Origin of the sequence: Agrobacterium sp. DSM 25558 (assembly GCF_900100825.1) — a bacterium.
GTDB lineage: Bacteria > Pseudomonadota > Alphaproteobacteria > Rhizobiales > Rhizobiaceae > Agrobacterium.
In genome coordinates, this window is the sequence record NZ_FMUD01000023.1 from 51,506 (window position 1) to 73,889 (window position 22,384).

Here is a 22,384-nt window from a genome sequence, read left to right on the forward strand (position 1 = left end):
CGGTGTGTGATGACGGTGCGGATGAACCCGGGGGCCCAAGCCCAGCCAATCTCCCCCCTTGAGGGGGAGATGTCCGGCAGGACAGAGGGGGGTAAGCCACACCCTCGACCTCCAACCGACCTCAATCCTCGTCCGGATCCTCCGGGCAAGGCCACGATGTCGGTGTCGTTAGCCCCTGCGGCAGCTTGGTCTTGGGATCGCCACAGGCAATATCGATCTGCTTCTGCTCAAGTCCGGTTGCTGAGGAAAGGTCCAGTCCTTCGATGCGTGCCAGAAGCAGGAACGCGTTTTCGAAATCGATAGGCCCGGAGAATTTTGCGCCTTCGAAGCGGGAGCGTGACAGGTTGGCCATGGTGAATTTCGCGCCTGTCAGCGTTGCGCCCTCGAAATCGGCCCGGCCGAGTTCCGCCTTTGTAAAATCAGTGCCAACGAGCTTGGCATTCTGAAAACTGGCGCGCTGCATTTCCGCATTGTTGAACTTGGCGTTTTCCGCATCCGCATCGCTGAAATCACCGCGATAGGCTTCAACCTTGATGAAATTTCCACCCTGCAACTGCGATGAGGCGAGCGAGGTGCGAATGAGCTTTGCTTTTTCCAGATTGGCCTTCTTGAAAGACGAGCCGCGAAGATCGGTGAAGGTAAAATCCGTTCCCCGCAAATCCGCACCGTCGAGCACGCTGCCACCCAGCATCAACAGCCGCTTGTTGCACGCACTCCAGTCAATCCCGGCACCGGCATCGGAGCGGCAGCTGGCAGCCTGGCTGTGGTTCGCCGGAATGGTCAAAGCCGCAAACACCGTCAGAACCGCCCCCCAAACAACCCTCGGACTGTGGTTGAAAAAAACTTTGCCTGCTGCCGTCTTCATCATCTGCTCCCACACCCGACCTTGCCAGCATATCCGTTTGCACCTGTCGGGCTACGCCCATACACGTATGACATTCGCGGGACTCCTGCAAATACCAAACTGGAAAGCACGGGTTACGGTCAAGGTCACCAACGATATTTTTCTGAAAAATGGCAGGCATCAAACGCCCCGATCGTCGCCCGACACCAAGGCCCAGCGTTCGTGGTCGCACCACTCGCCGTTGATCTGAAGATAGTGCGGGGAGTAACCCTCTTTTGAGAACCCGGCACGACGCACAAGGTTGATCGAGGCCACATTGCCGGGCTGAATATTGGCCTCAATTCGATGCAAGCCGAACGCGTTGAAGGCATGATTTTTCACCTGTTCCAGGGCGTCAGCCATCAGTCCGCGATGGGCGAAGGCAACGTTGCCGTAATATCCGAGATAAGCGCTGCGAAACGCTCCCCAAACAATCTGCGTGAGATTGAAGACACCAACGATGCCGTTGCTCTCAACATCGCGCGCGATGAAAGACGCGTTCGGCCCGGTCAGCAGCTGTCCGAACCACGCATCGAAGCCAATCATATCCGTAAATGGTTGCGCCCACGGCGCGTGGTAATCGCGACTGAGCACATTCGCCGCCACGATTTCCTGCCCGTCCGAGCGCTTGACGGGGTGGATCAAAACTTTGGTCATGGCTGATAGTGCCGTCCTGTTTCAGTGTGCGCGCAGGTCCAGATGCATCGCCACGCGACGGGCGGGGTCAAGACCATCGGCTATCTGCTGGTCCAGCCTCTCTTGCAGGAAAGGTGGTGTCTCCCACTTTTCCAGAATACGAAATCCCATCTTCGCATAGAATGGCGCGTTGAAGGGTGCAAACCGATCCGTCGTGAGGACCGCATATTTGTGTCCCGCCTCCCGAGCCTTGCCAAGCATGGCTGCCATCAGCGCGCGACCGATGCCTTGTCCCTGCGCGGCGCGCTCGACATCGATCTCGACGATATAGAGATAGCTCCCCACCGCTTGCCCGGCGGCAAAACCCGCGACGTGGCCGGTCGCATCCGTCTCCGCGACAAACAGAAGGTCCTGATCAAAACTGCGCTGGAGAATGAATTCCGGCGAGGCGTAAGGCTGCGATGTCACACCACAGGCTTGCGCCCAGACAACGAAGGCATCGAGTTCGATCTCTGTCAGCCGCGCAAATTCATCAACCCGCGCGGCACGTATCATGACCATGAAATTTTCCTTGCGGAAACGGCATCACATATTGGCGTAAACCGGTCCCTCACCGCCCTGCGGCGGTACCCAGTTGATATTCTGGTTGGGGTCCTTGATGTCGCAGGTTTTGCAGTGGACGCAGTTTTGCGCATTGATGACGTAAACCTCTTCGCCGTCCTTTTCCACCCACTCATACACACCGGCCGGACAGTAGCGTGTCGAAGGACCGGCATAGACATCGTGTTCGGAGCGCTTCTGCAAATCCATGTCCTTGACCTGCAGGTGCACCGGCTGGTCTTCCTCATGGTTGGTAGAGGAGATGAAGACGGAAGACAGGCGGTCGAAGGTGAGCACGCCATCGGGCTTCGGATAGGCAATCGGCTTGTGGAACTTGGCGGGCTCCAGGCTTTCCGCATCCGTCTTGCCGTGTTTCAGCGTGCCGAAAATGGAGAAGCCCAGCAGCTGGTTGGTCCACATATCCAGGCCACCCAGACCGACGCCGATGGCGGTGCCGAGCTTCGACCACAGCGGCTTGACGTTGCGCACGCGCTTGAGATCCTTGCCGATGTCGCTGTCGCGCCATTCGTTTTCGATCTCGATTACCTCATCATTGGCGCGACCGGCCGCCAGAGCATCGGCAATCCTGTCCGCTGCCATCAGGCCGGATAGCACTGCATTATGGCTGCCCTTGATGCGTGGCACGTTGACGAAACCGGCGGAACAGCCGATCAGCGCGCCGCCGGGGAAGGTCAGCTTCGGCACGGACTGATATCCGCCTTCGGTAATCGCACGCGCGCCATAGGACAGGCGTTTGCCGCCTTCAAAGGTGTCGCGGATTGCCGGATGCGTCTTGTAACGCTGGAACTCTTCGAAAGGATAGAGATAGGGGTTCTTGTAGTTCAGATGCACCACGAAGCCGACGGCAACGAGGTTGTCTTCGAGATGGTAGAGGAACGACCCGCCCCCGGTTTTCATACCCAGCGGCCAGCCGAAAGAGTGCTGCACGAGGCCGGGCCGGTGCTTTTCCGGCTTGACCTGCCAGAGTTCCTTGATGCCGATGCCGTATTTCTGGACATCGCTATCCTTGGACAGATCGAATTTTTGGATGAGCTGTTTGGCCAGCGATCCACGCACACCCTCGCCGATCAGCACATATTTGCCATGCAGTTCCATGCCGCGCGTGAAGGCCGGTCCCGGCTCGCCGTTTCGCTCAACGCCCATATCGCCGGTCGCGACGCCGATGACGGCACCTTTGTCATTGTAAAGCACTTCGGTTGCCGCAAAGCCGGGATAGATTTCGACGCCAAGTGCCTCGGCTTTTTCCGCCAACCACCGACAGACCAGCCCGAGAGAGACGATATAATTGCCGTGGTTGCTCATCAGTGGCGGCATCAGAAAATTTGGAAGGCGGATGGACCCAGCCGGGCCGAGCAGCAGGAACTGGTCGTCCTTCACTTCGGTCTTGAAGGGATGCCCCTCCTCTTCACGCCAGCCTGGCAGCAGGCGGTCGATGCCGATCGGATCGACAACGGCACCGGACAGAATATGTGCGCCGACTTCGGCACCCTTTTCCAGAACCACGACGGAAAGGTCCGGATTGACCTGTTTCAGCCGTATCGCCGCAGATAAACCCGCAGGTCCAGCGCCGACGATGACAACGTCGAATTCCATCGCTTCGCGTTCCGGCAGTTCCATCGCTTCCGTCATGTCCATCCCTCTCAGCTCACCGGTCCCGTCCGGCGTTGTTTTCTAACGCGCCCGCAGCCGCAGGGTTCATTACCCCACCGCGCCAGCCAATTCCTTCTTCGCAAAGCACAAACTCATTGTCGAGGTGGAAGTGCGGCAAATCCTGCTCAGAGCGTATTACATTCTCGGGTTTAACGGTAATATCTTACTCTTACGTTCACGTAAGTTAAAGAGATTTATGGGGAGGTCAAGGCTGTAGGGTGGATCAAGTAGCTTACTCCCAACTCCGTGCGGAAGACGATATCGAAATAAACCTGCCAAGACCTTCAAAACCGGCCGGGCCACCCCTATAACCGCATGCAGCATCTTTCAGGAGAATACATCATGGATCTCGGCATTTCCGGCAAACGCGCGCTCGTTCTGGCTTCCTCTCGCGGCCTTGGCCTCGGCATTGCGACAGCGCTTGCGAAAGAAGGCGCACATGTGCTGCTCGTCGGGCGCACCAGCGAGAAACTGGCCGCCAACGTGGATGCCATCAATGCGCTGGGCAAAGGCAAGGCGGATTGGGTCCAGGGCGACCTGTCGCAGGAGAATTTCGTGGCATCCATGGTCGAGGCCGTAAACGAGAAGCTCGGCGGCATCGATATTCTCGTCAACAACACCGGCGGCCCCACGCCCGGCACGGCGCAGGACATTACCATCGTCAAGCTGGAGACCTTCTTTCAGTCCATGGTGCTGCGTGTCATCACGCTCACCGGTGCCCTGCTGCCGCAGATGAAGGAACAAGGCTGGGGCCGTATTCTCACCGTCGCCTCCTCCGGCGTGTTCGAGCCCATTCCCAATCTGGCGCTCTCCAACACTTTGCGGGGCGCGCTGGTGGGCTGGAACAAGACTCTGGCGACGGAAGTCGCTGGCTCCGGCGTCACCGCCAACCTGTTGCTGCCCGGACGCATCCATACGGACCGCATCGATGAACTGGATGGTGCCAACGCCAAGCGCCTTGGCAAAAGCCCTGAAGAGGTGCGCGAAGCATCGCTCAAGACCATTCCCGCCGGACGGCTGGGCAAGGTCGAGGAATTTGCCGCCGCCGGAGCATTCCTGTGCTCCGAGCCAGCCAGCTACATCACCGGCACGATGCTGCGGGTGGATGGCGGCGCATCAAAGTCCATTTGAGACAACGATACTGCTCGAGCTTCAGCTCGAGCAGCTTGCCTTTACTTTGCGCCAATACGTTACCGTCTGCGTAAAACCTCGCCACACAACGTCCACACAAGCTTAGATGGCTACCTCTCATGTATATAGAGCCCGCAATAATGGTGGCTCTAATATTGATCAGAGGGACTCCATGCATACGATCGTTCTAGCGAGATACAGCGAGCCACTTGAATGGATCGCTGATATTCCGGCAGATTTTAAAGTCATTATTTATAACAAGGGCGAAGAGATCACGTCACCGGAAGTGCTTGCCCGCGCGGATGAAATCGTTGCACGGCCCAATGTCGGCCGCGAGTCCGAAACCTATATTCACCATATGATGACCCGCGCGACGGACGATCGGAATTTCACCGTGTTCTCGCAGGGTGATCCGATGACACATAGCCCTGATTTTATCGATCTTTTGAAAAACTGGCGCAAATGGGACGATGTCCAGGCGCTGTCATGGCAGTGGCTTACGGCCAGAAACATTCCTCCGGCAGCCAGCCTAGCCCGTTATGAGGAATACTTCCCGCTTCATCTTCGCGTTCGCCCGGAACCATTTTCCCTCATGGACTGGGTTGCGCTGGAATTTGTCGATGCCGGTGCCTGGAACATGGGCCTCGTGTTCAAGACGCTCGAAGGCATATCACCCAATACCGGGAATATCGCCGCCCACGCCTTGCGCAAATGGAAGCTGGATGCGCTTGCCGATCAGGCGGAAAAACACAGCGTCGGCGTTTTCTCCTACGGCGCGATCTTTGCCGTTCGCAACGAGGGCGTAGCCAGACTTCCAGCTGAGTCGAAGGAACTGATTTACGAATTCTCCGTCGGGGCAGCGGCCGCAAACGGCTATATTCTGGAGCGCATGTGGCTCCATATTTTCGGAACAGGGTTCTATCGTCGCGTACCATTCATGGACGAACATGCCAGTGCACTCAATCTGCCGGGTGTGAGCGAAGCAGACCGTGCCGATATCACCAACCTCGTCCTCAGCCTCGTGGATTATGGAATGTCCATGAACGATGTCAGCACCTTTGTGCAGGAGACGATGCGCGAACAGTTGAGTTCGCTGAAATCCAAACAGGGTCAATCCGTCAACTGACGGATACGCCCTTGTGAAATGGAACCGCGCTAGACTCGCTGGGACATATTCGGCGAAAGCCAACGCAAACCGGTGCGAACGCATGGCTATTCCAACCTCTTCGGAGTAAGCTCCGGAGAGGTTTTCTCTTGTCGAGGCTCATCATGAATATACTTCGGGTTTCGCTGACCGTTCTCGGCGCACTGCTTGCGCTCATCGGCCTTGTCTGGATTGGGCAGGGCAGCGGATATTTCCCCTACCCCGCCTCCAGTTTCATGATCAACCAGAGCCCGTGGATGTTGCGCGGCGCAGTGGTGGCCATCGTCGGGCTGGCCTTGATTTTCGCCGCCCGCCGTTTTGTCCGCTAGACCTATTTCACCAGTTTCGGCAGGTCGGCAATCAACGCATCACGTGTGGCGAAGCTGATCGGCCCATCGCCTTTCCAGTCCTGGATGTTGAGCTTGGCGAAAACCACCCGCCTGTCGCCCTTCTGCGCCCAGCCCACGAACCATCCAAGCCAGCTGTCGCCGTCATATTTGCCCGCTTTGGTTCGCATGCGGCCAGAGCCCGTTTTGCCCTGAACCTGCCAGCCATCGGCAGCGGGAAACTTCGGAATGATGGCCATGGTCTTGTCATAGGCCACCTTGGAAACCGGCAACTTCGCATTCAGGAAACGGCGCAAGAAATCCACTTGTCCATCAGGTGAAATTTTCAGCGAGGACATGAGCCAGGATTCCGTCAGCCCATCCGTCTGGCCCTTCACACCGCGTACGTCGGCATTGCCATAATCGAAGCGGCGCACATAATCGGCAAACTTCTCTTTCCCCAGACGTCTGGTGATTTCCTGCGAGTACCAGACGATGCTGTCCCTTTCCCAAATGGTCGGGTCGGTGGGCTGCTGCTCGCGCTTCGGCCTCTTCCATGCCGCCTTGTAGTCCCATCGCGGCGTCGTTTCGTCCTTCAGAATTCCCGCGTCATAGCCCATGATGGCCAATGGCAGCTTGAAGCTGGATTGCGGTGCGAAAGCCTTGTCGCATTCTCCGTTTCGGTGCAGCGCCTCACCACTTTTTGCGTCGAGAATGACGGTGCATTGCACAGTTTCCGCAGCATGAACGCCGAAAGAACCAAAACAACCGATTGTAAATACTGAACAAATTACGAAACCTATGCGCCGTTTGATCGTCATCAACACTCTCCCTTTGGCTGTGGCGTCGTCTTTGTATTCCGACCTGTTGCGTGCCGACAAATGATGATATCTGCCTTCAGGCATGAATTATAGTTGGTCTTGTCATGGTACGCCCACATCTTCCTTTTAACGCTTTACGTGCCTTTGAAGCCGCCGCGCGGCATCTCAGCTTCACCCGTGCGGCCATAGAACTGTGTGTCACGCAAACTGCCATCAGCCATCAGGTCAAGCTTCTGGAGCAGACGCTGGGCGTGGAACTGTTCCGGCGTCTGCCGCGCGGATTGATGATTACCCAAGACGGGCTTGCCCTTCTGCCGACGCTGCGCGATTCGTTCGATCGCATGGCCGATATGTTGCAACGCTTCGAGGACGGGCATCTGCGCGATGTGCTGACGCTCGGTGCCGTGGGCACATTCGCAATCGGCTGGTTGTTGCCGCGGCTTGGCACGTTTCAGGCGCGTTATCCGTTCATCGATATCAGGCTTTCCACCAACAACAACCGCGTCGACATCGCCGCCGAGGGGCTGGATTACGCCATTCGCTTCGGCAACGGTGCATGGCACGATACGGAAGCGGAAGAGCTGTTCGAGGCACCACATTCAGCGCTGTGTATTCCCGCAATCGCACGCCAGCTGAGCTCGCCGCAGGATATCGCCGCCCAGCCGCTGCTGCGCTCCTACCGCGTGGATGAATGGCCGGAATGGTTCGAGGCCGCCGGTGTCTCGGCCCCGAAAATCCGTGGCATCGTGTTCGATTCGTCCGTCTTGATGATCGAAGCCGCCTTGCAGGGTGCCGGTGTTGCGCTTGCCCCGCCGCTGATGTTCAGCCGACAACTTTCTTCCGGCCTGCTGGAGCAGCCTTTCCCGGTCTATGTCTCAAAAGGATGCTATTGGCTGACGCGGCTGAAATCTCGAGCCGTTACGCCTGCCATGGCAACGTTTTCCAAATGGCTGCAGGAAGAGGCGCAGCAAAGCCGGGCCGCACAAATGGCAAAAAACTGAGCCTCCCCGCTTGCCATGGGCCAGCCGTCATGCAATGACGCGCCCTCCTCAAAAATCACCGATGCCATGGGCATCCGGACTGACGGGCTTGAGCATGCCTCGGCCTATTTCGACCTGTCTAAAAACCAAGGAATCATTGCAATGACACGGACACTCGGCCTCGATTTCGGCACGACCAACACGGTCATGGCACTCTCCGACAGCAACAACACCAGCCATTCCATGCGCTTTACCAGCAGCGCCGGGACCACGGACAGCATGCGCACCGCGCTGTCTTTCATGAAATCCGGCACATTCGGTGCCGCTGCCCTTCAGGTGGAGGCGGGCCATGCCGCCATTCGCCAGTTCATCGACAATCCCGGCGATTGCCGCTTTCTGCAATCCATCAAGACCTTTGCCGCCTCGTCGCTGTTTCAGGGTACGCTGGTCTATGCCAAGCGCCAGAGCTTCGAAGACCTGATGGAGGTGTTCCTGCGCAAGCTGAAGACCTATGCGGGCGATGAGTGGCCGCAGGACGTTTCCACCGTCATCGCCGGTCGTCCGGTTCGCTTTGCAGGTGGCAACCCGGATGAGGCCCTGGCGATTGCGCGTTACAACGACGCGCTCACCCGCGCCGGTTTTCCGGAAATCCACTATGTCTATGAACCCGTTGCCGCCGCCTATTACTTTGCGCAGAGCCTCAAGAAGGACGCCAATGTTCTGGTCGCCGACTTTGGCGGAGGCACCACCGACTATTCGCTGATCCGTTTCGAAACCCATGCCGGCAAGCTTTCCGCGAACCCCATCGGTCACTCCGGCGTCGGCGTGGCGGGAGATCACTTCGACTTCCGCATGATCGACAATCTGGTGTCGCCGGAAATCGGCAAGGGCAGCAAGTTCAAGAGCTTCGACAAGATACTGGATGTGCCAGGCGGTTATTACGTCAATTTCGGACGCTGGAACCAGCTGTCGATCTTCAAGACCACCAAGGAGTTTGCCGATCTGAAATCGCTGGTACGGTCTGCATTGGAGCCGGAAAAGCTGGAAATGTTCATCGACCTTGTCGAGCATGATGAGGGCTACCCGCTCTACCAGGCCATCTCCGCTACCAAGATGGCTTTGTCTTCAAACGAAGAAGCGGAGTTCAACTTCTCGCCGCTGGGCAAGGCTGGCCGCAAGGTCGTCAAGCGTTCGGACTTCGATCAGTGGATCAGCGACGATCTGGCCAAGATCGAAGGTGCGCTGGATGAGGTTCTGGAAAAGACCCAGACCGCGCCTGAAGCGATCGACAAGGTGTTCCTCACCGGCGGCACCTCTTTCGTGCCTGCCGTGCGCCAGCTTTTCACCCGGCGTTTCGATGCGGACAAAATCGAGAGCGGCGGTGAATTGCTCTCCATCGCCCATGGTCTGGCCATGATCGGCGAAAGCGGCGATATTGCGCGCTGGACAGCGTAATTACAGGGTTTCGTGGGGCCAGCACATAGGGTAGTTCTAGTCCCATGATTTCGGCCCAAGACCTTTCCTCTGCAGAACTGGCGGCGCTTTTGCATTTTCATGCGGATGCGGGTGTGGACTGGTTGCTGGAAGACACGTCCATCGATCGCTTCGCCGAGTTTTCCGCAAGCCGCCAGAGCCGTCCCGCTCAAAGAGAAGCTCAGCAGCAGCCCCAACAGGCAGAGCCTGCATCCCGGGCTCCCGCCCAGACCGAGACAGGCCGACGCACGGCTGCGCCTTCGCGTGCCGCACCCGCTGCGCCGCCCATCCAGACCAATGTTGCCATGCCGGATGAGCAGGCCATCGCAGCGGCGCGGTTTGCAGCGGAAAGCGCCCGCTCCCTTTCCGAACTCAAGTCCGCGCTGGAAAGCTTCAACGGCTGCAATCTCAAGAACAGCGCCCGCAACACCATCTTCGCCGAAGGTGACCCCTCCTCCGGCATCATGGTCATCGGCCCCATGCCGGATGCGGATGACGACCGCGAAGGCCAGCCCTTCCTCGGCAAAACCGGCTTGTTGCTGGATCGCATGCTGGCGGCCATCGGGCTTGATCGCGCCAATCTGCTGCTGACCAATGTCGTGCCGTGGCGCCCGCCGGGCAACCGCTCACCTTCAGGGCCGGAGATGGAAATCTGCCGCCCCTTCATAGAGCGACAAGTTGCGCTGGCAGAGCCCAAAGCACTGTTGCTTTTGGGCAACTTTACCGCCCGATTTTTCTTTGGCGGCACCGGCACCATCCATACACTGCGCGGACAGTGGCGTGATGTCGCATCCGGACACGGAACTGTGCCTGCCATTGCCACATTGCATCCACAGGAGCTTTTGAACGCTCCAGCCAGTAAACCATTGGCATGGCAGGATTTATTAGCATTTCAGGCCAACATTCGCCAAATGTGAATGCTTCCTTTTTGATCAATGTGAATCATTTATGAAAATAGCCATGCAAATGGCGCATAACAGCGGCCCATTTGCGTTTCTTGCCGAATCTGTGCTGCGCTGCAATAAGTCATCTCGTCTTGGGAGGAAACGGTTTAAGGAACCAAGGCAATGACCACTCGCTTCCGTCCGGTTCACTCCGGCTTTGAAACACTCCGGCTCGCAGGCCTTGGCCCGCGCTCCAGTGATGGCTACCACCGCTTCGGTGGAACCAACGAACAGCTGACCGCTCGCGCGTCTACTCAGCAGGTTCGCACAACACGCCCTTCGGCAGTCTTCGCGGATTTCCGCGAGCGCTGATAAGATCGCCTTCTGCCTCCGGCATTGAAGGCATCATAGTCCGACGCTTTGCAGCGCCTTTCCGATGGAGAGGCGCTTTTGCGTTTTGGCTTTTACTTTTTCTTTCGGCATATTTATTCCACCGAGCTTTGGCAGCGCTAATCGCCGTATATTTTTACGGTTATTTCTCTTGGCGCCTGGTTTTTCTACCTGCGTTAGTCTTGCCATCCTTGATTTTGCAATTACTGATCTGTATTCAAAAATTCGGCTAACCGGCCCGAAGCACATTTTAGTACGCGGTAACTTCATGACAACGGATATGGACTGCTGCGAAGCCGGCCCGATAAAGATAAAGCGTCATAATTTGCTCTGGAGAGGCATCATCTTCGCGGATTGCCTTCGCGCATCAGTATCGAGACATTTTTTCTCTGATCACCTCTCACGCTATACTGCCTCTATCAAGATGAATATTCCCCATGACATCAAGGGAAAAGACGTCATTCTCGTTGCCTGCGACGAGGTCTATTTCTGGGACTATGCGATCTCTTTTTTGAGGTCGCTATCGATGATTGAAGGGACATTTCATGTCCATCTCCATCTTATCAAGCCGAGCCCAGATGTTATCGCTCAGATCGAAGATCTCCGCTCAAGCCTTGAAAATCTCGCCATAAGCTTCAGCGTCGATACGCTCATGGGGTTAGACCTGCCAAAGAAGGTCAATATCTATTACAACTGCTCCCGCTTCATCGTCGCAGATCAGTTGCTGGATCTGAAAGTCGGGCGGCTCCTCATTCTCGACATCGATACGATCGCGAGAACGTCTCCGTGGAAAAAACTCGTCAAACTGAAAGCCGAGGGCGCGTTCGTTTTCAGGCCGCATGCCCGCAAATCCTGGCACAAAATCCTCGCTAATGCGGTTTATTACAAGAACTCCGAAGACGTTCGTCTGTTTTCGAGACGCTTCGCGGCATCGCTCCTCTCGGTTCTCGCACGCAATCCGCATTACCATATAGATCAGATGATACCGCACTACCTCCTCAAGATTGGAGCAAGGCGTTTCAAAGCTGTCTTTGGTGCCATCCCTGGCGATCTGATGAGTCTGGGCTACGATCCAGCTTCCAGCCTCTGGACGGCGAAAGGGAGCGACAAGCACGGATCGAAATTCCAGCTGGAGAAGAGCAAGATCGACAACGCCTGATCTTGCTCTGACTCAGATCGATTTCAGTGCCTCGGCAAACGCTTCGTCCACATAAGCGAACTTAATGGCCTGCCATTTGCAGTATTCATCGAGAAAATCGCGTGAAAACCACATGCCGCTACGCAGGCTGTCATCGTGCCAGCCCATTGTGCCCTGTTCGGCAGCCTTGTTGAGCAGGCGCTGCAGATGTGTACGCGACATCATGAATTCGGAGGCCATGGCGCGCGCATCGACAAAGCCGATATCTATGCGGTCGCTTTGCTTTTCGGCATCTTTTATGCGGCTGATGAAATCGTCCATCACAAGCGCACCGGCTTCCGTCCACAGAAAAAGCCCGACGCGCTCCGGCGGCTCGACCCAGTTTCTGTCTTGGAGGCATTGTCGTGCGGCGCGCGGCTGTGCGAGCACTAGGAGCTCGGGACGCGCCAGCATCTGCGCTGCCCGCGTTCCACCATCAAGCCCATCGAGTGCGCTGAGGTTGGCGACATACCACATAAAAATCGATTGCTGGCTGACAGCGGTCGCTCTGTATCGCCGCGGGCGCACGGAAACGGGAGGAACTCTTTCGATGTAGCGATAGATTTCGAGCTGATCGAGATAGTTCTGAACCGTGTTGCGGCTGGCAACACCATTTTGCGTTACCAGATCACGCACCTGCGCAACCGTAAAGCCAGTGGCACCCAACTCGAGATTGAGAGCCATCCCGGCTTGCGTCATCAGCCACTTCTGGTGTGCCGAAAGCAGCCGCGCAATGCGCGGATTGTCGTGATAAGCACCGCGAAGAGTGAGCGCGAGCGCTCTTATCGCTCCCAGCAAATGGGGATGCGCAACAAGATCGGCATGTGAATACGTCATAGCCATTCCTGCGACAATGACGGAAAGAAATTCGCAGATCGGCAGCGCCTTGCCGCCATGCTACTTGCCCATTGTGTCACGTATCCGTCTGTTAAAGACAGCCGAACCCAACAGGACCTTACGCGTTTTACCCCAAACACGATATGCCACCCAGATTTTACCCTTACCACCGCATTATTGAATAACACGTTCGGGTGAAAATTGAATAAAACTTTGATAAAAATACAGCTTTTCTACATCCATCATGGTCAGTGATGAAATAGACGGCAAATACTGCCTCACCCTTGCGGCGTGGACGCTTTTCTTGCTGCTTTACGGGCAAGTCCCAGCTGATGTTCTCTAAAAATGATGAATATGCCAGCAGAAATCACGATCCCCGTCCCGATCAACATGGTCATCGTCGGGATGTCGCCGAAAAGCACGTAGGAAACCGTGATACCGAACAGGATCGAGCTGTACTCGAACGGCGCAATTGTTGAGACTTCCGCGTGACGATAGCTTTCGGTGAGAAAAATCTGGGCTATGCCGCCGGCGATACCGCAGGACATCAACAGAATGGTCTGCTTCATATCCAGCCACTCCCAGTCGAATGGCAGGCTGAGAGCGGATAGCAGGCTGCCGGTCAGCGAAAAATACAAAACGATGGTGGCGGTCTTTTCCGTTACCACCAACTGACGCACCTGCACCATGGCCAGCCCACCCAGCACCGCACCCAACAGCACCGCGAGCGCACCAATCCCCTCGCCTGCCGCAAAGCCGCCCGCTTGCAACAATGTCAGCTTGGGCCATAGAATGACGACCACGCCGGTCATGCCGACGAGAACCGCAGACCAACGATAGACGCGCACCGTTTCGCCCAGCAGCACGGCGGCGAAGACGACCGCCATCAGCGGAGACGCATAACCGATGGCAATGAATTCCGGCAGCGGCAACAAGCTCAATCCGTAGAAACCGCAGATCATCGAAACGATGCCGAGAAAACCCCGCTTGAAATGACCCGCCAGGTTCTTGGTGTAAAAGGCACTGGAAAGGCTGCGCAACCATGCGAGATAGATAACGATGGGAACGATGGCGAAGGTGGAGCGAAAAAAAGTGATCTCACCTGCCGGCACATCCGGACCGGCCGCTTTGATGCATGTCTGCATGACCAGAAAAAATGCAACGGATATCAGCTTGAAGCTTATGCCCCGGATGGGGTTATAGGCGGCGGCACTCATGAGAACTGGCATTCATAGGTTCAGGGCATGAACCGGTTGCATTTCACAGGCGGCAGCACCAGCCTGCACGTGCCGAATTGGATAACAGATTATCATCGTGAGTCGGAAACAAACTCATCCATATCGTGTCGATCATTATTTTTTTGGCCGAAACTATGCGCAAATGCCACGCTTTGGAAAACAGGCGGCAAAATCCTTGAAAAACTGCTGGAAACAAATGCATTTGCCGCTTTAGTAAGCTCCGACACTTAACTGCATGACTACTTATCGTATCTTGATCGAAATGAAATGTTAATCACGATATATTCTACTTCTGGCACGTGAAATCTTGGTTTTGCAATCCAGCGAACGGCAAGACTGGTGGTTCACCTCTCTATTGAGAATTGATGGTCATTCATGAATCCGGTTTCGAAGGCAGCTGCGAAAAACACATCGCTATCGGCCACACCGCGCAGTATGCGGGTGGTTACGGACGGCATGTCGACGGATCTCAAGCAGTTCAGCACTGACAACACCCACATCGTCAAACAAATCCGGCTATTGGCAATCAACGCCTTGATCGAAGCGGCAAGAGCCGGTGAGGCTGGCAAGGGCTTTTCCGTCGTCGCCAACGAAGTACAGCGCCTCGCGCAGATCGCTTCGGATATCTCGTCGACATTTCAAGATACCGTTCTCAGCCGCATCGGTCTCAGCCGCGATATGGCGGAAGCGCTTGTCGAGGAAATGGAGGGCGTTCGCCTGACGGATACGGCACAGACGCTGGTCCAGCTTATCGTCCGCAATCTGTTCGAGCGCACGGCCGATGTTCGCTGGTGGGCGACAGATACGTCACTGTGGCAGGCCCTGCAAAGCCGAGACAAGGCGGATGCCGCATTCGCGTCGGAGCGTCTGGGTGCCATCAACCGTTTCTACACGGTTTATATCGATCTGGTCATGACCGACCTTCGGGGTTCCGTGATCGCATCCGCCAACCCTCGATACCAGCGCGACCTGCAAGGCCGCAACCTGACACGGGAGCCGTGGTTCATCGCGGCCTCGCAGTGCCGCAGTGGTGATGAGTACATCGTTGATCAGGTCAAAAGCAGCCCGCTGCATGACAATCGCGACGTTTTGGTCTACGCAACAGGCATCAGAGAAGGCGGCAGAAACGATGGTGCCCTGCTGGGAACGCTGGGCGTCTACTTCGACTGGCAGGAGCAGGGCCGCGCCATTGTCGAAAAAGAAGCCAATTTGCCCCCACAGGTCGCCGACCGGACGCTCGTGATGTTGCTGGATGGCGATATGCGGGTGATCGCCAGCAGCAATCCGGCTTTGCGCTTCACCCGCTTTAATCTCCAGAAGAATGCGGGCGCTGTGCGCGGTAGCTATTATGACAGCAACGGCGCGATCGTGGCTTTTACGAAAACCATTGGATACGAAGATTACGATGGCCTGGGCTGGTATCGCGTGGTCGTTCAGCAAACCGAAAATGAAGATGCCATTCGCACCAGTCTTGGCTTCAAAACCTGAAAACTGACCTAGGCGCATAACAGAATTGCTAACCAATTGAACGTTTTACTGTAATATAATTTCGCGATGGCAATAACTTTAGTAATCGTTCAACATTTAATGAAATAATGTGGCAATGCGAGACACGTTCATTGATCCTAACAAAATCAACCGTCTGGCAAGAAAGCGAACAGGACAGAATGTCCTGTGAATCTCACATGAACGTGACCCTATATTGATTTTAGCTTCAGGTTACATGTGGCATGAAACCTGAGATGTGGCAGACAAGGTTCATTCAGGAATAGTCATGCGAACAGACACGGGCCAGATCGTTCACCTGGCGGATTATCGCCCTACCGATTTCGTTCTCGAACGAGTTGACCTCACTTTCGAACTCGATCCGCAAAATACCAAGGTCGAAGCGCGACTGATTTTCCATCGTCGTGAAGGCGTCGATACATCGGCCCCGCTGGTCCTTGATGGCGACGAGTTGACGCTTTCAGGCCTATTGCTAGACCAGATCGACGTTCCCGCGGCGCAGTACGATGCGACGCCGGACAGTCTCACCATCCGTGACCTGCCCGAGGAAGCGCCGTTCGAAATCTGTGTGACGAACTACATCAACCCGGAAACCAATACGCAGTTGATGGGTCTGTATCGCACCAACGGTGTCTATTGCACCCAGTGCGAGGCCGAAGGCTTTCGTCGCATCACCTATTTCCCTGACAGACCCGATGTTCTGGCACCCTATACCATCACCATCGTCGCGGCCAAGGAGGGCAACACCTTCCTGCTGTCCAACGGCAACTTCCTCGGTGGCGGCAATTATGATGAAGGTCGTCACTTCGCGGCGTGGTTCGATCCGCATCCCAAGCCAAGCTATCTCTTCGCGCTGGTAGCCGGTGACCTCGGCTTGATCGAAGATACCTTCACCACCATGTCCGGTCGTGATGTCGCGCTGAAAATCTATGTCGAGCACGGCAAGGAGCCGCGCGCGGCCTACGCCATGGATGCGTTGAAACGCTCCATGAAATGGGATGAAGAGCGCTTCGGTCGAGAATACGATCTGGATATTTTCATGATCGTCGCCGTGTCCGATTTCAACATGGGCGCGATGGAGAACAAGGGTCTCAACGTCTTCAACGATAAATACGTTCTGGCCGACCCTGAGACCGCAACCGATGCCGATTACGCCAATATCGAACGCATCATCGCGCACGAATATTTCCACAACTGGACCGGCAACCGCATCACCTGCCGCGACTGGTTTCAGCTTTGCCTGAAAGAAGGCCTGACCGTCTATCGCGATCAGGAATTTTCGTCCGACATGCGCTCGCGCCCGGTCAAGCGTATTGCCGATGTGCGTCACCTGAAATCGGAACAGTTCCCGGAAGATGGCGGCCCGCTGGCGCATCCGCCACGTCCCGATAAATACCGCGAAATCAACAATTTCTATACGACGACCGTCTATGAGAAGGGTGCCGAGATCACCGGCATGATCGCCACCATTCTCGGTGAAGACGATTTCCGAAAGGGTATGGATCTTTACTTCGAGCGCCATGACGGAGACGCTGCCACTGTCGAAGATTTCGTCAAATGCTTTGAAGAGGCAAGCGGCCGCGATCTTAGCCAGTTCTTCCGCTGGTACATTCAGGCTGGCACGCCGCTGGTCAGCGCGTCGACCAGCTACGACGCCGCATCCTCTACGTTCACGCTGTCGCTGGAGCAAACCGTTCCGGCCACACCGGGTCAGAGCAACAAGCAGGCCTTGCACATTCCGCTGTCCACCGCGCTCATCCTCGATAACGGCCAGATTGGCGAACCTTCGAAAGTGGAAGGCGGCGAATACAAGGACGGCGTTCTGCATCTGACAGAACGCAGCCAGACCTTCACCTTCAGCGGAATTTCGTCGCGTCCGGTGCTGTCGCTCAATCGCAGCTTTTCGGCACCGATCAATCTGCATCTCGAGCAATCCGCCGACGACATGGTCCAGATCGCTCGTCATGACACGGACCTGTTCTCCCGCTGGCAGGCGCTGACGACACTCGCCATGCCGAACCTCGTCAAGGCAACGAACGCCGTTCGCAATGGCTCTACTGTGGAGTTCGACGCGGCCTTCATCAACACGCTCATCGAAATCATCGGTGACGACGCGCTGGAGCCAGCTTTCCGTGCTCAGGTGCTTGCTCTGCCGAGTGAGTCCGATATCGCCCGTGAAATCGGCAGCGGTAACGACCCTGATGCCATCCACACGGCACGCAACGCGGCCATGGCAGCCATCGCCAAGGCCGGCGTGGAGACGTTGACGTCGCTGTTTGACGCCTTCGAAGACAAGGGGACATATTCGCCGGATGCGACGAGCGCCGGTCGACGTTCCCTGCGCAACATCGCCATGAGCTATCTGTCCTTTGCGGAAGAAACGCCGAAGCGCGCTGCGGATGCCTTCGCGGCTGCAAGCAATATGACCGATCTCGCTCACGCGCTCAGCATTTTGACGCAGCGTTTCCCGGATTCGTCCGAGGCTGCACAGGCGCTGGCGACATTCGAAGCTCGGTTTGCAGACAACGCACTGGTGCTGGACAAGTGGCTGTCCATTCAGGCTGCCATTCCCGGCGAAGGTGCGCTTGGCCGCATCAAGTCGCTCACCGGCTCAAAGCATTTCGTTGGCACCAATCCGAATCGCGTTCGTTCGCTCATCGGTACCTTCGCCTTCGGAAATCCAACGGGCTTCAACCGTGCGGATGGTGAAGCGTACCGCTTCCTCGCCGAGCAGATCGTTACCATCGACAAACGCAATCCGCAGTTGGCCGCGCGCATCCTCACATCCATGCGCTCATGGCGCTCTCTGGAGCCTGTCAGGGCCGATCACGCCCGTGCTGCACTGACGACAATCGAACGCTCGCCTGCCCTCTCGACAGACGTTCGCGACATCGTCGAGCGCGTGCTAAAGGCTTGACGTTACGTGAGTTTGGCGACTTTTGACGGGGTCGCCAAACCTGTCCCAAAAAAATACGGAGTCGGTTCAAGGGGTTAAAATTCTTTTAACCATCAGCTCTGGACAAGCCGAATCAGCTTTGATTCACTGGTGTCAGATTCGGGCTTCTGCTTCGAATTAACCGAGGGACAATCAAGGCGGGACAATGACGAACGTGCGGCGGGCTACCGCGGGCGATGAGCGCCCGTTTGCCAAAATATGTGATATTGCTGCATGGAGTGAGAGGTTTTCGGGAAATCTGGTGGCGTTGACCACAGGCCCGAAAGACGGTCTCAAATTGCCTCATCTGGAATCGCTGCTCAAGCGGCTGATCCCCGTGCTTATTCTCGCTTTTCTCATCGTGGTTGCCGCCTCGCGTATGCTGGGAATCATGGCCGAGTCCGGTCGCATGGAGGAATCTGCGCGGCAGACCACCGCTCTTGCTGCTCTGGCGGCAAAAGCGGCTCTCACCGGCAACGAAGCCATGTTTATGATACAGGACAGGACGGCCGTGGAAGCCCGGCTCAACACCGCCTTCCCCGCAGGTAGTCTGGATAAGGACACGCTGCTGCTGGTCGCTGGTGCTAATGGCAGAATTTTCGGAGGCATCGGACACCAGGCCTCGATTTATCCTGGCGCATCTCTGACCAACCTCCTGCCTGAGATCGCCATCATCCGCCGCTTTCCCGATGCGCCCGGTACCATCGAAACCGATATCGAAGGCACCCCGCATTACGCCACGATGCTGCCGCTCGGCACCGATGGTGGCATGATCATCGCAGCCCGTTCGCTGGAGCCCATCCGTTCGTTCTGGCGCAGCGAAGTTGCCATGAACGTCACCCTGTTCACCGGTATTTCAGCGATCCTGCTCGTCATTCTCTATGCCTATTACATGCAGGTGAAACGCGCCCGCACCGCTGACGAAATTTTCGTGGAATCCAATCTGCGCGTCGAAACGGCACTGTCGCGCGGTCGCTGCGGCCTGTGGGATTTCGACCTTTCCACCCGCCGCATGTTCTGGTCTACCTCGCTTTACGAAATTCTCGGCCTTCCTCCTAAAACCGAACCGCTATCGTTCAGCGATGCGGCGCGCATGATGCATTCCGAAGAGGGCAATCTCTACGAACTGGCCCGCTCCGTCGGTTGTGGCGACCTTCGCCAGATCGATCAGATCTTCCGCATGCGCCACGCTCACGGCCATTATGTCTGGCTGCGCGCACGCGCTCAGGTCATCCGCACCTCCAACGGTCCGCGCGTCATCGGCATCGCCATGGATGTGACGGAGCAGCACCGTCTGGCCCAGCGTTACGCCGAAGCGGACCAGCGTCTGGCAGACGCCATCGAAAGTACATCGGAAGCCTTCGTATTGTGGGACAAGAACGACCGCTTGGTCATGTGCAACGCCCACTTCCAGCAAGCCTACGGTCTGCCGGACAGCGTGCTGGTTGCCGGCACGGAACGGTCCGTCGTCAACGCCGCAGCCTGCCGCCCCGTGGTCGAGCGTCGCGTTGCCGACCCGGATCAGTCTGGCCTGTCGCGCACCACGGAAGTCCAGCTTGCCGATGCCCGCTGGCTGCAGATCAATGACCGCCGCACCCGCGACGGAGGCCTCGTTTCCGTCGGCACCAACATCACTCTTCTCAAGCGCCACGAAGAGCGCCTGCGCGATTCCGAAAAGCGCCTGATGGCAACGATTGGTGACCTCTCCGCGTCCCGCCACAAGCTGGAGCGACAGAAGACCGAACTGTCCGACGCCAACGCCAATTATCAGGCTGAAAAAGAACGTGCGGAAGCCGCCAACACGGCGAAATCCGAATTTCTCGCCAATATGAGCCACGAGTTGCGCACACCGCTCAACGCCATTCTCGGCTTCTCGGAAATCCTGCTGGCTGAAATGTTCGGCCCTGTCGGTTCACCGAAATACAGCGAATATGCCCGCGATATCCACGATAGCGGCAAGCATCTGCTCAACGTCATCAACGACATCCTCGACATGTCAAAGATCGAAGCCGGTCATATGCGGATCAACCGCGAAAAGGTCGATCTGGTGCCGCTGGTCGAGGAAACGCTTCGCCTAACCGCGATCCAAGCCGCCCAGAAAAACATCGCCATTCAGCAACGCGTCTGCCGGGACATGCACATGACAGGCGACCGGCGTGCGATGAAACAGATCATGCTCAACCTTCTGTCCAACGCAGTCAAATTTACCGGCAATGGCGGGCGCGTGGAGCTTCGCACACATGTTCACGAAAAGGGTCTGATGCTGACCATCGCCGATACCGGCATCGGCATTCCCTCTGCCGCCATCGATAAGATCGGTCAGCCTTTCGAGCAGGTTCAAAGCCAATATGCCAAGAGCCAGGGCGGCTCCGGACTAGGACTTGCCATCTCCCGCTCTCTCGTCAAACTCCATGGCGGCACGATGAAAATCCGTTCCTGCGTCGGCAAGGGCACGGTCGTCACCCTCTTCATTCCACATGACGAAGCCGCCCAATACGCAGCGTAATGATATTTTCAAACATGCCGCCGCTTCTCTTTCCAGAGAGCGGCGGCATTGCTTTTTAAGAACCGCGACGAAGCGTGATGCGTGTCAATTCCGACGGGATACCCAGCCTCAACGCGAAACCGGGCCACAGCGCCGTTCCATTGTTCACGTACAGCTGCATGCCGCCCACCTGGTAAAAGCCTGAGACGAAGCCTTTGTTGGCGCGCGCAACGAGACGGTCCAAGCCTAGGACCATGCCGCCGTGGGTATGGCCGGATAGCTGAACTGCCACGCCCAGCTGTGCATTCCGTGCCGCTTCCATCGGCTGATGGTCGAGCAAAATGATGGGTGCAGCTTCGGGCGCGCCTTTGATCGCTGCGGCGACATCGGGTGGCGGAAAGCCGGTTCTGGATGATGACAGGTCCGTCACGCCTGCAATGACGAGACTTTCGCCATTGCGCTCGATGACGGCATGGTTGTTGGCCAACGTCATCATGTTCAGGCCGCGATAATAGGCCATCCACTCTTCATAGCCGAAGAAATACTCATGATTTCCCGGAATGGTGTAGACGCCGTCACGCGCCTTGAGATCAGCAAGCGGCGCGATGTCCTGTTTACGGCTTTCGATATTGCCATCGATCAGGTCGCCCGTGATGACGATGAGATCGGCATTCAGCGCATTCGTTCGTGCAACGACCTCCTTTGCCCATTCACTGTCGAACAGGCGACTGATGTGGAGGTCCGTCAGTTGTACCATCTGATAGCCTTCAAAGGCGGCTGGCAGGCCCGGGATCGTTATCTCGATATCCTTCAACGGCGGAACTCGGATCGCCTGACTGACGCCGAAAGCAGCAAGCCCGAATGCAGCAATGCCCATGGCATAACGAATGCCGACCGGAACAGCCGGAAAACGCCCCTTGAACGGGGTGATGACAATCGACACGACGTCCAGTGCGATCTGAAACATCGCCAGCAGCAGGATAGCGCCCATCAGCACATTAATGGCAATGATCAGCGGACGTGGGAATTCGGGCGAAAACACGGAGCCTGAAGAGAGCCGATTGATCAGGTGATACTGCGACGCGACGAGGAGGATAAGACCCAGAGCAATCTTTACAGACCACACCCATGGCAGCGGCTGGATAAATCGCGCGACGACAACCAGCCACGGAATGCCAAATATGAGATGAAACATAATATGCCCTTGTGTTTGATCCTGTTTACGGACGCGGCACGCAAACGGATCAATCCATGCCGACAATGGATT

At 56.6% G+C, this 22,384-nt stretch carries 19 protein-coding genes; 11 read left to right on the top strand and 8 right to left on the bottom strand.

From position 1 onward, the window contains the following. Nucleotides 1-121: 121 nt before the first annotated feature. The 4 genes from DSM25558_RS18560 to DSM25558_RS18575 all read right to left on the bottom strand — a co-directional run bounded on the left by DSM25558_RS18560 (nt 122) and on the right by DSM25558_RS18575 (nt 3,769). Nucleotides 122-865: a pentapeptide repeat-containing protein gene (locus DSM25558_RS18560; protein WP_077106170.1), complete on the bottom strand. Its 744-nt coding sequence runs from the start codon at nt 863-865 to the stop codon at nt 122-124. Nucleotides 866-1,024: 159 nt separating this feature from the next. Then, nucleotides 1,025-1,540: a GNAT family N-acetyltransferase gene (locus DSM25558_RS18565; RefSeq protein WP_077106171.1), complete on the bottom strand. Its 516-nt coding sequence runs from the start codon at nt 1,538-1,540 to the stop codon at nt 1,025-1,027. A 21-nt stretch (nt 1,541-1,561) separates the two neighbouring features. After that, nucleotides 1,562-2,080 carry a GNAT family N-acetyltransferase gene (locus DSM25558_RS18570; RefSeq protein WP_077106172.1) on the bottom strand — a complete coding sequence of 173 codons (519 nt, stop codon included), beginning with the start codon at nt 2,078-2,080 and terminating at the stop codon, nt 1,562-1,564. A gap of 24 nt (nt 2,081-2,104) precedes the next feature. Beyond that, the gene (locus DSM25558_RS18575) at nt 2,105-3,769 is read right to left on the bottom strand and encodes an electron transfer flavoprotein-ubiquinone oxidoreductase (RefSeq protein WP_077106207.1); all 1,665 of its coding nucleotides are present in this window, start codon (nt 3,767-3,769) and stop codon (nt 2,105-2,107) included. Nucleotides 3,770-4,132: 363 nt separating this feature from the next. Here DSM25558_RS18575 and DSM25558_RS18580 point away from each other — a divergent pair, with 363 nt between their 5' ends. The 3 genes from DSM25558_RS18580 (at nt 4,133) to DSM25558_RS18590 (ending at nt 6,394) form a co-directional block, all read left to right on the top strand. Next, entirely contained in the window at nt 4,133-4,921 is a 789-nt protein-coding gene (locus DSM25558_RS18580) for an SDR family oxidoreductase (protein WP_077106173.1), read from the top strand. A 172-nt stretch (nt 4,922-5,093) separates the two neighbouring features. Next, nucleotides 5,094-6,047 carry a hypothetical protein gene (locus tag DSM25558_RS18585; protein WP_077106174.1) on the top strand — a complete coding sequence of 318 codons (954 nt, stop codon included), beginning with the start codon at nt 5,094-5,096 and terminating at the stop codon, nt 6,045-6,047. Between the two features lie 143 nt (nt 6,048-6,190). Further along, nucleotides 6,191-6,394: a hypothetical protein gene (locus DSM25558_RS18590; protein WP_077106175.1), complete on the top strand. Its 204-nt coding sequence runs from the start codon at nt 6,191-6,193 to the stop codon at nt 6,392-6,394. 2 nt (nt 6,395-6,396) lie between these two features. Here the strand turns inward: DSM25558_RS18590 and blaOXA are convergent, their stop codons facing one another. Further along, nucleotides 6,397-7,212 (bottom strand): class D beta-lactamase, encoded by an 816-nt coding sequence (gene blaOXA, locus DSM25558_RS18595; protein WP_083716567.1) that lies wholly within the window; start codon nt 7,210-7,212, stop codon nt 6,397-6,399. Between the two features lie 104 nt (nt 7,213-7,316). On the opposite strand from blaOXA, the gene DSM25558_RS18600 reads away from it, so the two are divergent. The 5 genes from DSM25558_RS18600 (at nt 7,317) to DSM25558_RS18620 (ending at nt 12,098) form a co-directional block, all read left to right on the top strand. Further along, nucleotides 7,317-8,213, top strand: coding sequence for a LysR family transcriptional regulator (locus tag DSM25558_RS18600; protein WP_077106176.1), 897 nt, complete (start codon nt 7,317-7,319; stop codon nt 8,211-8,213). Nucleotides 8,214-8,354: 141 nt separating this feature from the next. After that, nucleotides 8,355-9,647, top strand: coding sequence for an Hsp70 family protein (locus tag DSM25558_RS18605; protein ID WP_077106209.1), 1,293 nt, complete (start codon nt 8,355-8,357; stop codon nt 9,645-9,647). A gap of 44 nt (nt 9,648-9,691) precedes the next feature. Continuing rightward, nucleotides 9,692-10,582, top strand: a complete 891-nt coding sequence (locus DSM25558_RS18610; protein ID WP_077106177.1) for a uracil-DNA glycosylase — start codon at nt 9,692-9,694, stop codon at nt 10,580-10,582. A 150-nt stretch (nt 10,583-10,732) separates the two neighbouring features. Then, on the top strand, nt 10,733-10,921 hold the full coding sequence (locus DSM25558_RS18615) for a hypothetical protein (protein ID WP_077106178.1): 189 nt from the start codon (nt 10,733-10,735) through the stop codon (nt 10,919-10,921). Nucleotides 10,922-11,006: 85 nt separating this feature from the next. Further along, a complete protein-coding gene (locus tag DSM25558_RS18620) occupies nt 11,007-12,098 on the top strand; it encodes a hypothetical protein (protein ID WP_143240158.1) in 1,092 nt (363 codons plus the stop codon). A gap of 12 nt (nt 12,099-12,110) precedes the next feature. Here DSM25558_RS18620 and DSM25558_RS18625 read toward each other — a convergent pair whose 3' ends face one another. Both DSM25558_RS18625 and DSM25558_RS18630 read right to left on the bottom strand, forming a co-directional pair. Then, on the bottom strand, nt 12,111-12,953 hold the full coding sequence (locus DSM25558_RS18625) for a hypothetical protein (protein ID WP_077106180.1): 843 nt from the start codon (nt 12,951-12,953) through the stop codon (nt 12,111-12,113). 278 nt (nt 12,954-13,231) lie between these two features. Further along, complete coding sequence (locus DSM25558_RS18630; protein ID WP_077106210.1) at nt 13,232-14,170, bottom strand: DMT family transporter; 939 nt, start codon at nt 14,168-14,170, stop codon at nt 13,232-13,234. Nucleotides 14,171-14,566: 396 nt separating this feature from the next. Here DSM25558_RS18630 and DSM25558_RS18635 point away from each other — a divergent pair, with 396 nt between their 5' ends. The 3 genes from DSM25558_RS18635 to DSM25558_RS18645 all read left to right on the top strand — a co-directional run bounded on the left by DSM25558_RS18635 (nt 14,567) and on the right by DSM25558_RS18645 (nt 21,138). Further along, complete coding sequence (locus DSM25558_RS18635) at nt 14,567-15,679, top strand: methyl-accepting chemotaxis protein (RefSeq protein ID WP_077106181.1); 1,113 nt, start codon at nt 14,567-14,569, stop codon at nt 15,677-15,679. 286 nt (nt 15,680-15,965) lie between these two features. Continuing rightward, complete coding sequence (gene pepN / locus DSM25558_RS18640; protein ID WP_077106182.1) at nt 15,966-18,614, top strand: aminopeptidase N; 2,649 nt, start codon at nt 15,966-15,968, stop codon at nt 18,612-18,614. A 184-nt stretch (nt 18,615-18,798) separates the two neighbouring features. Then, nucleotides 18,799-21,138 (top strand): PAS domain-containing sensor histidine kinase, encoded by a 2,340-nt coding sequence (locus tag DSM25558_RS18645; protein WP_077106183.1) that lies wholly within the window; start codon nt 18,799-18,801, stop codon nt 21,136-21,138. A 55-nt stretch (nt 21,139-21,193) separates the two neighbouring features. Here the strand turns inward: DSM25558_RS18645 and DSM25558_RS18650 are convergent, their stop codons facing one another. Then, nucleotides 21,194-22,312, bottom strand: coding sequence for a metallophosphoesterase (locus DSM25558_RS18650; protein ID WP_077106184.1), 1,119 nt, complete (start codon nt 22,310-22,312; stop codon nt 21,194-21,196). Between the last annotated feature and the right edge of the window lie 72 nt (nt 22,313-22,384).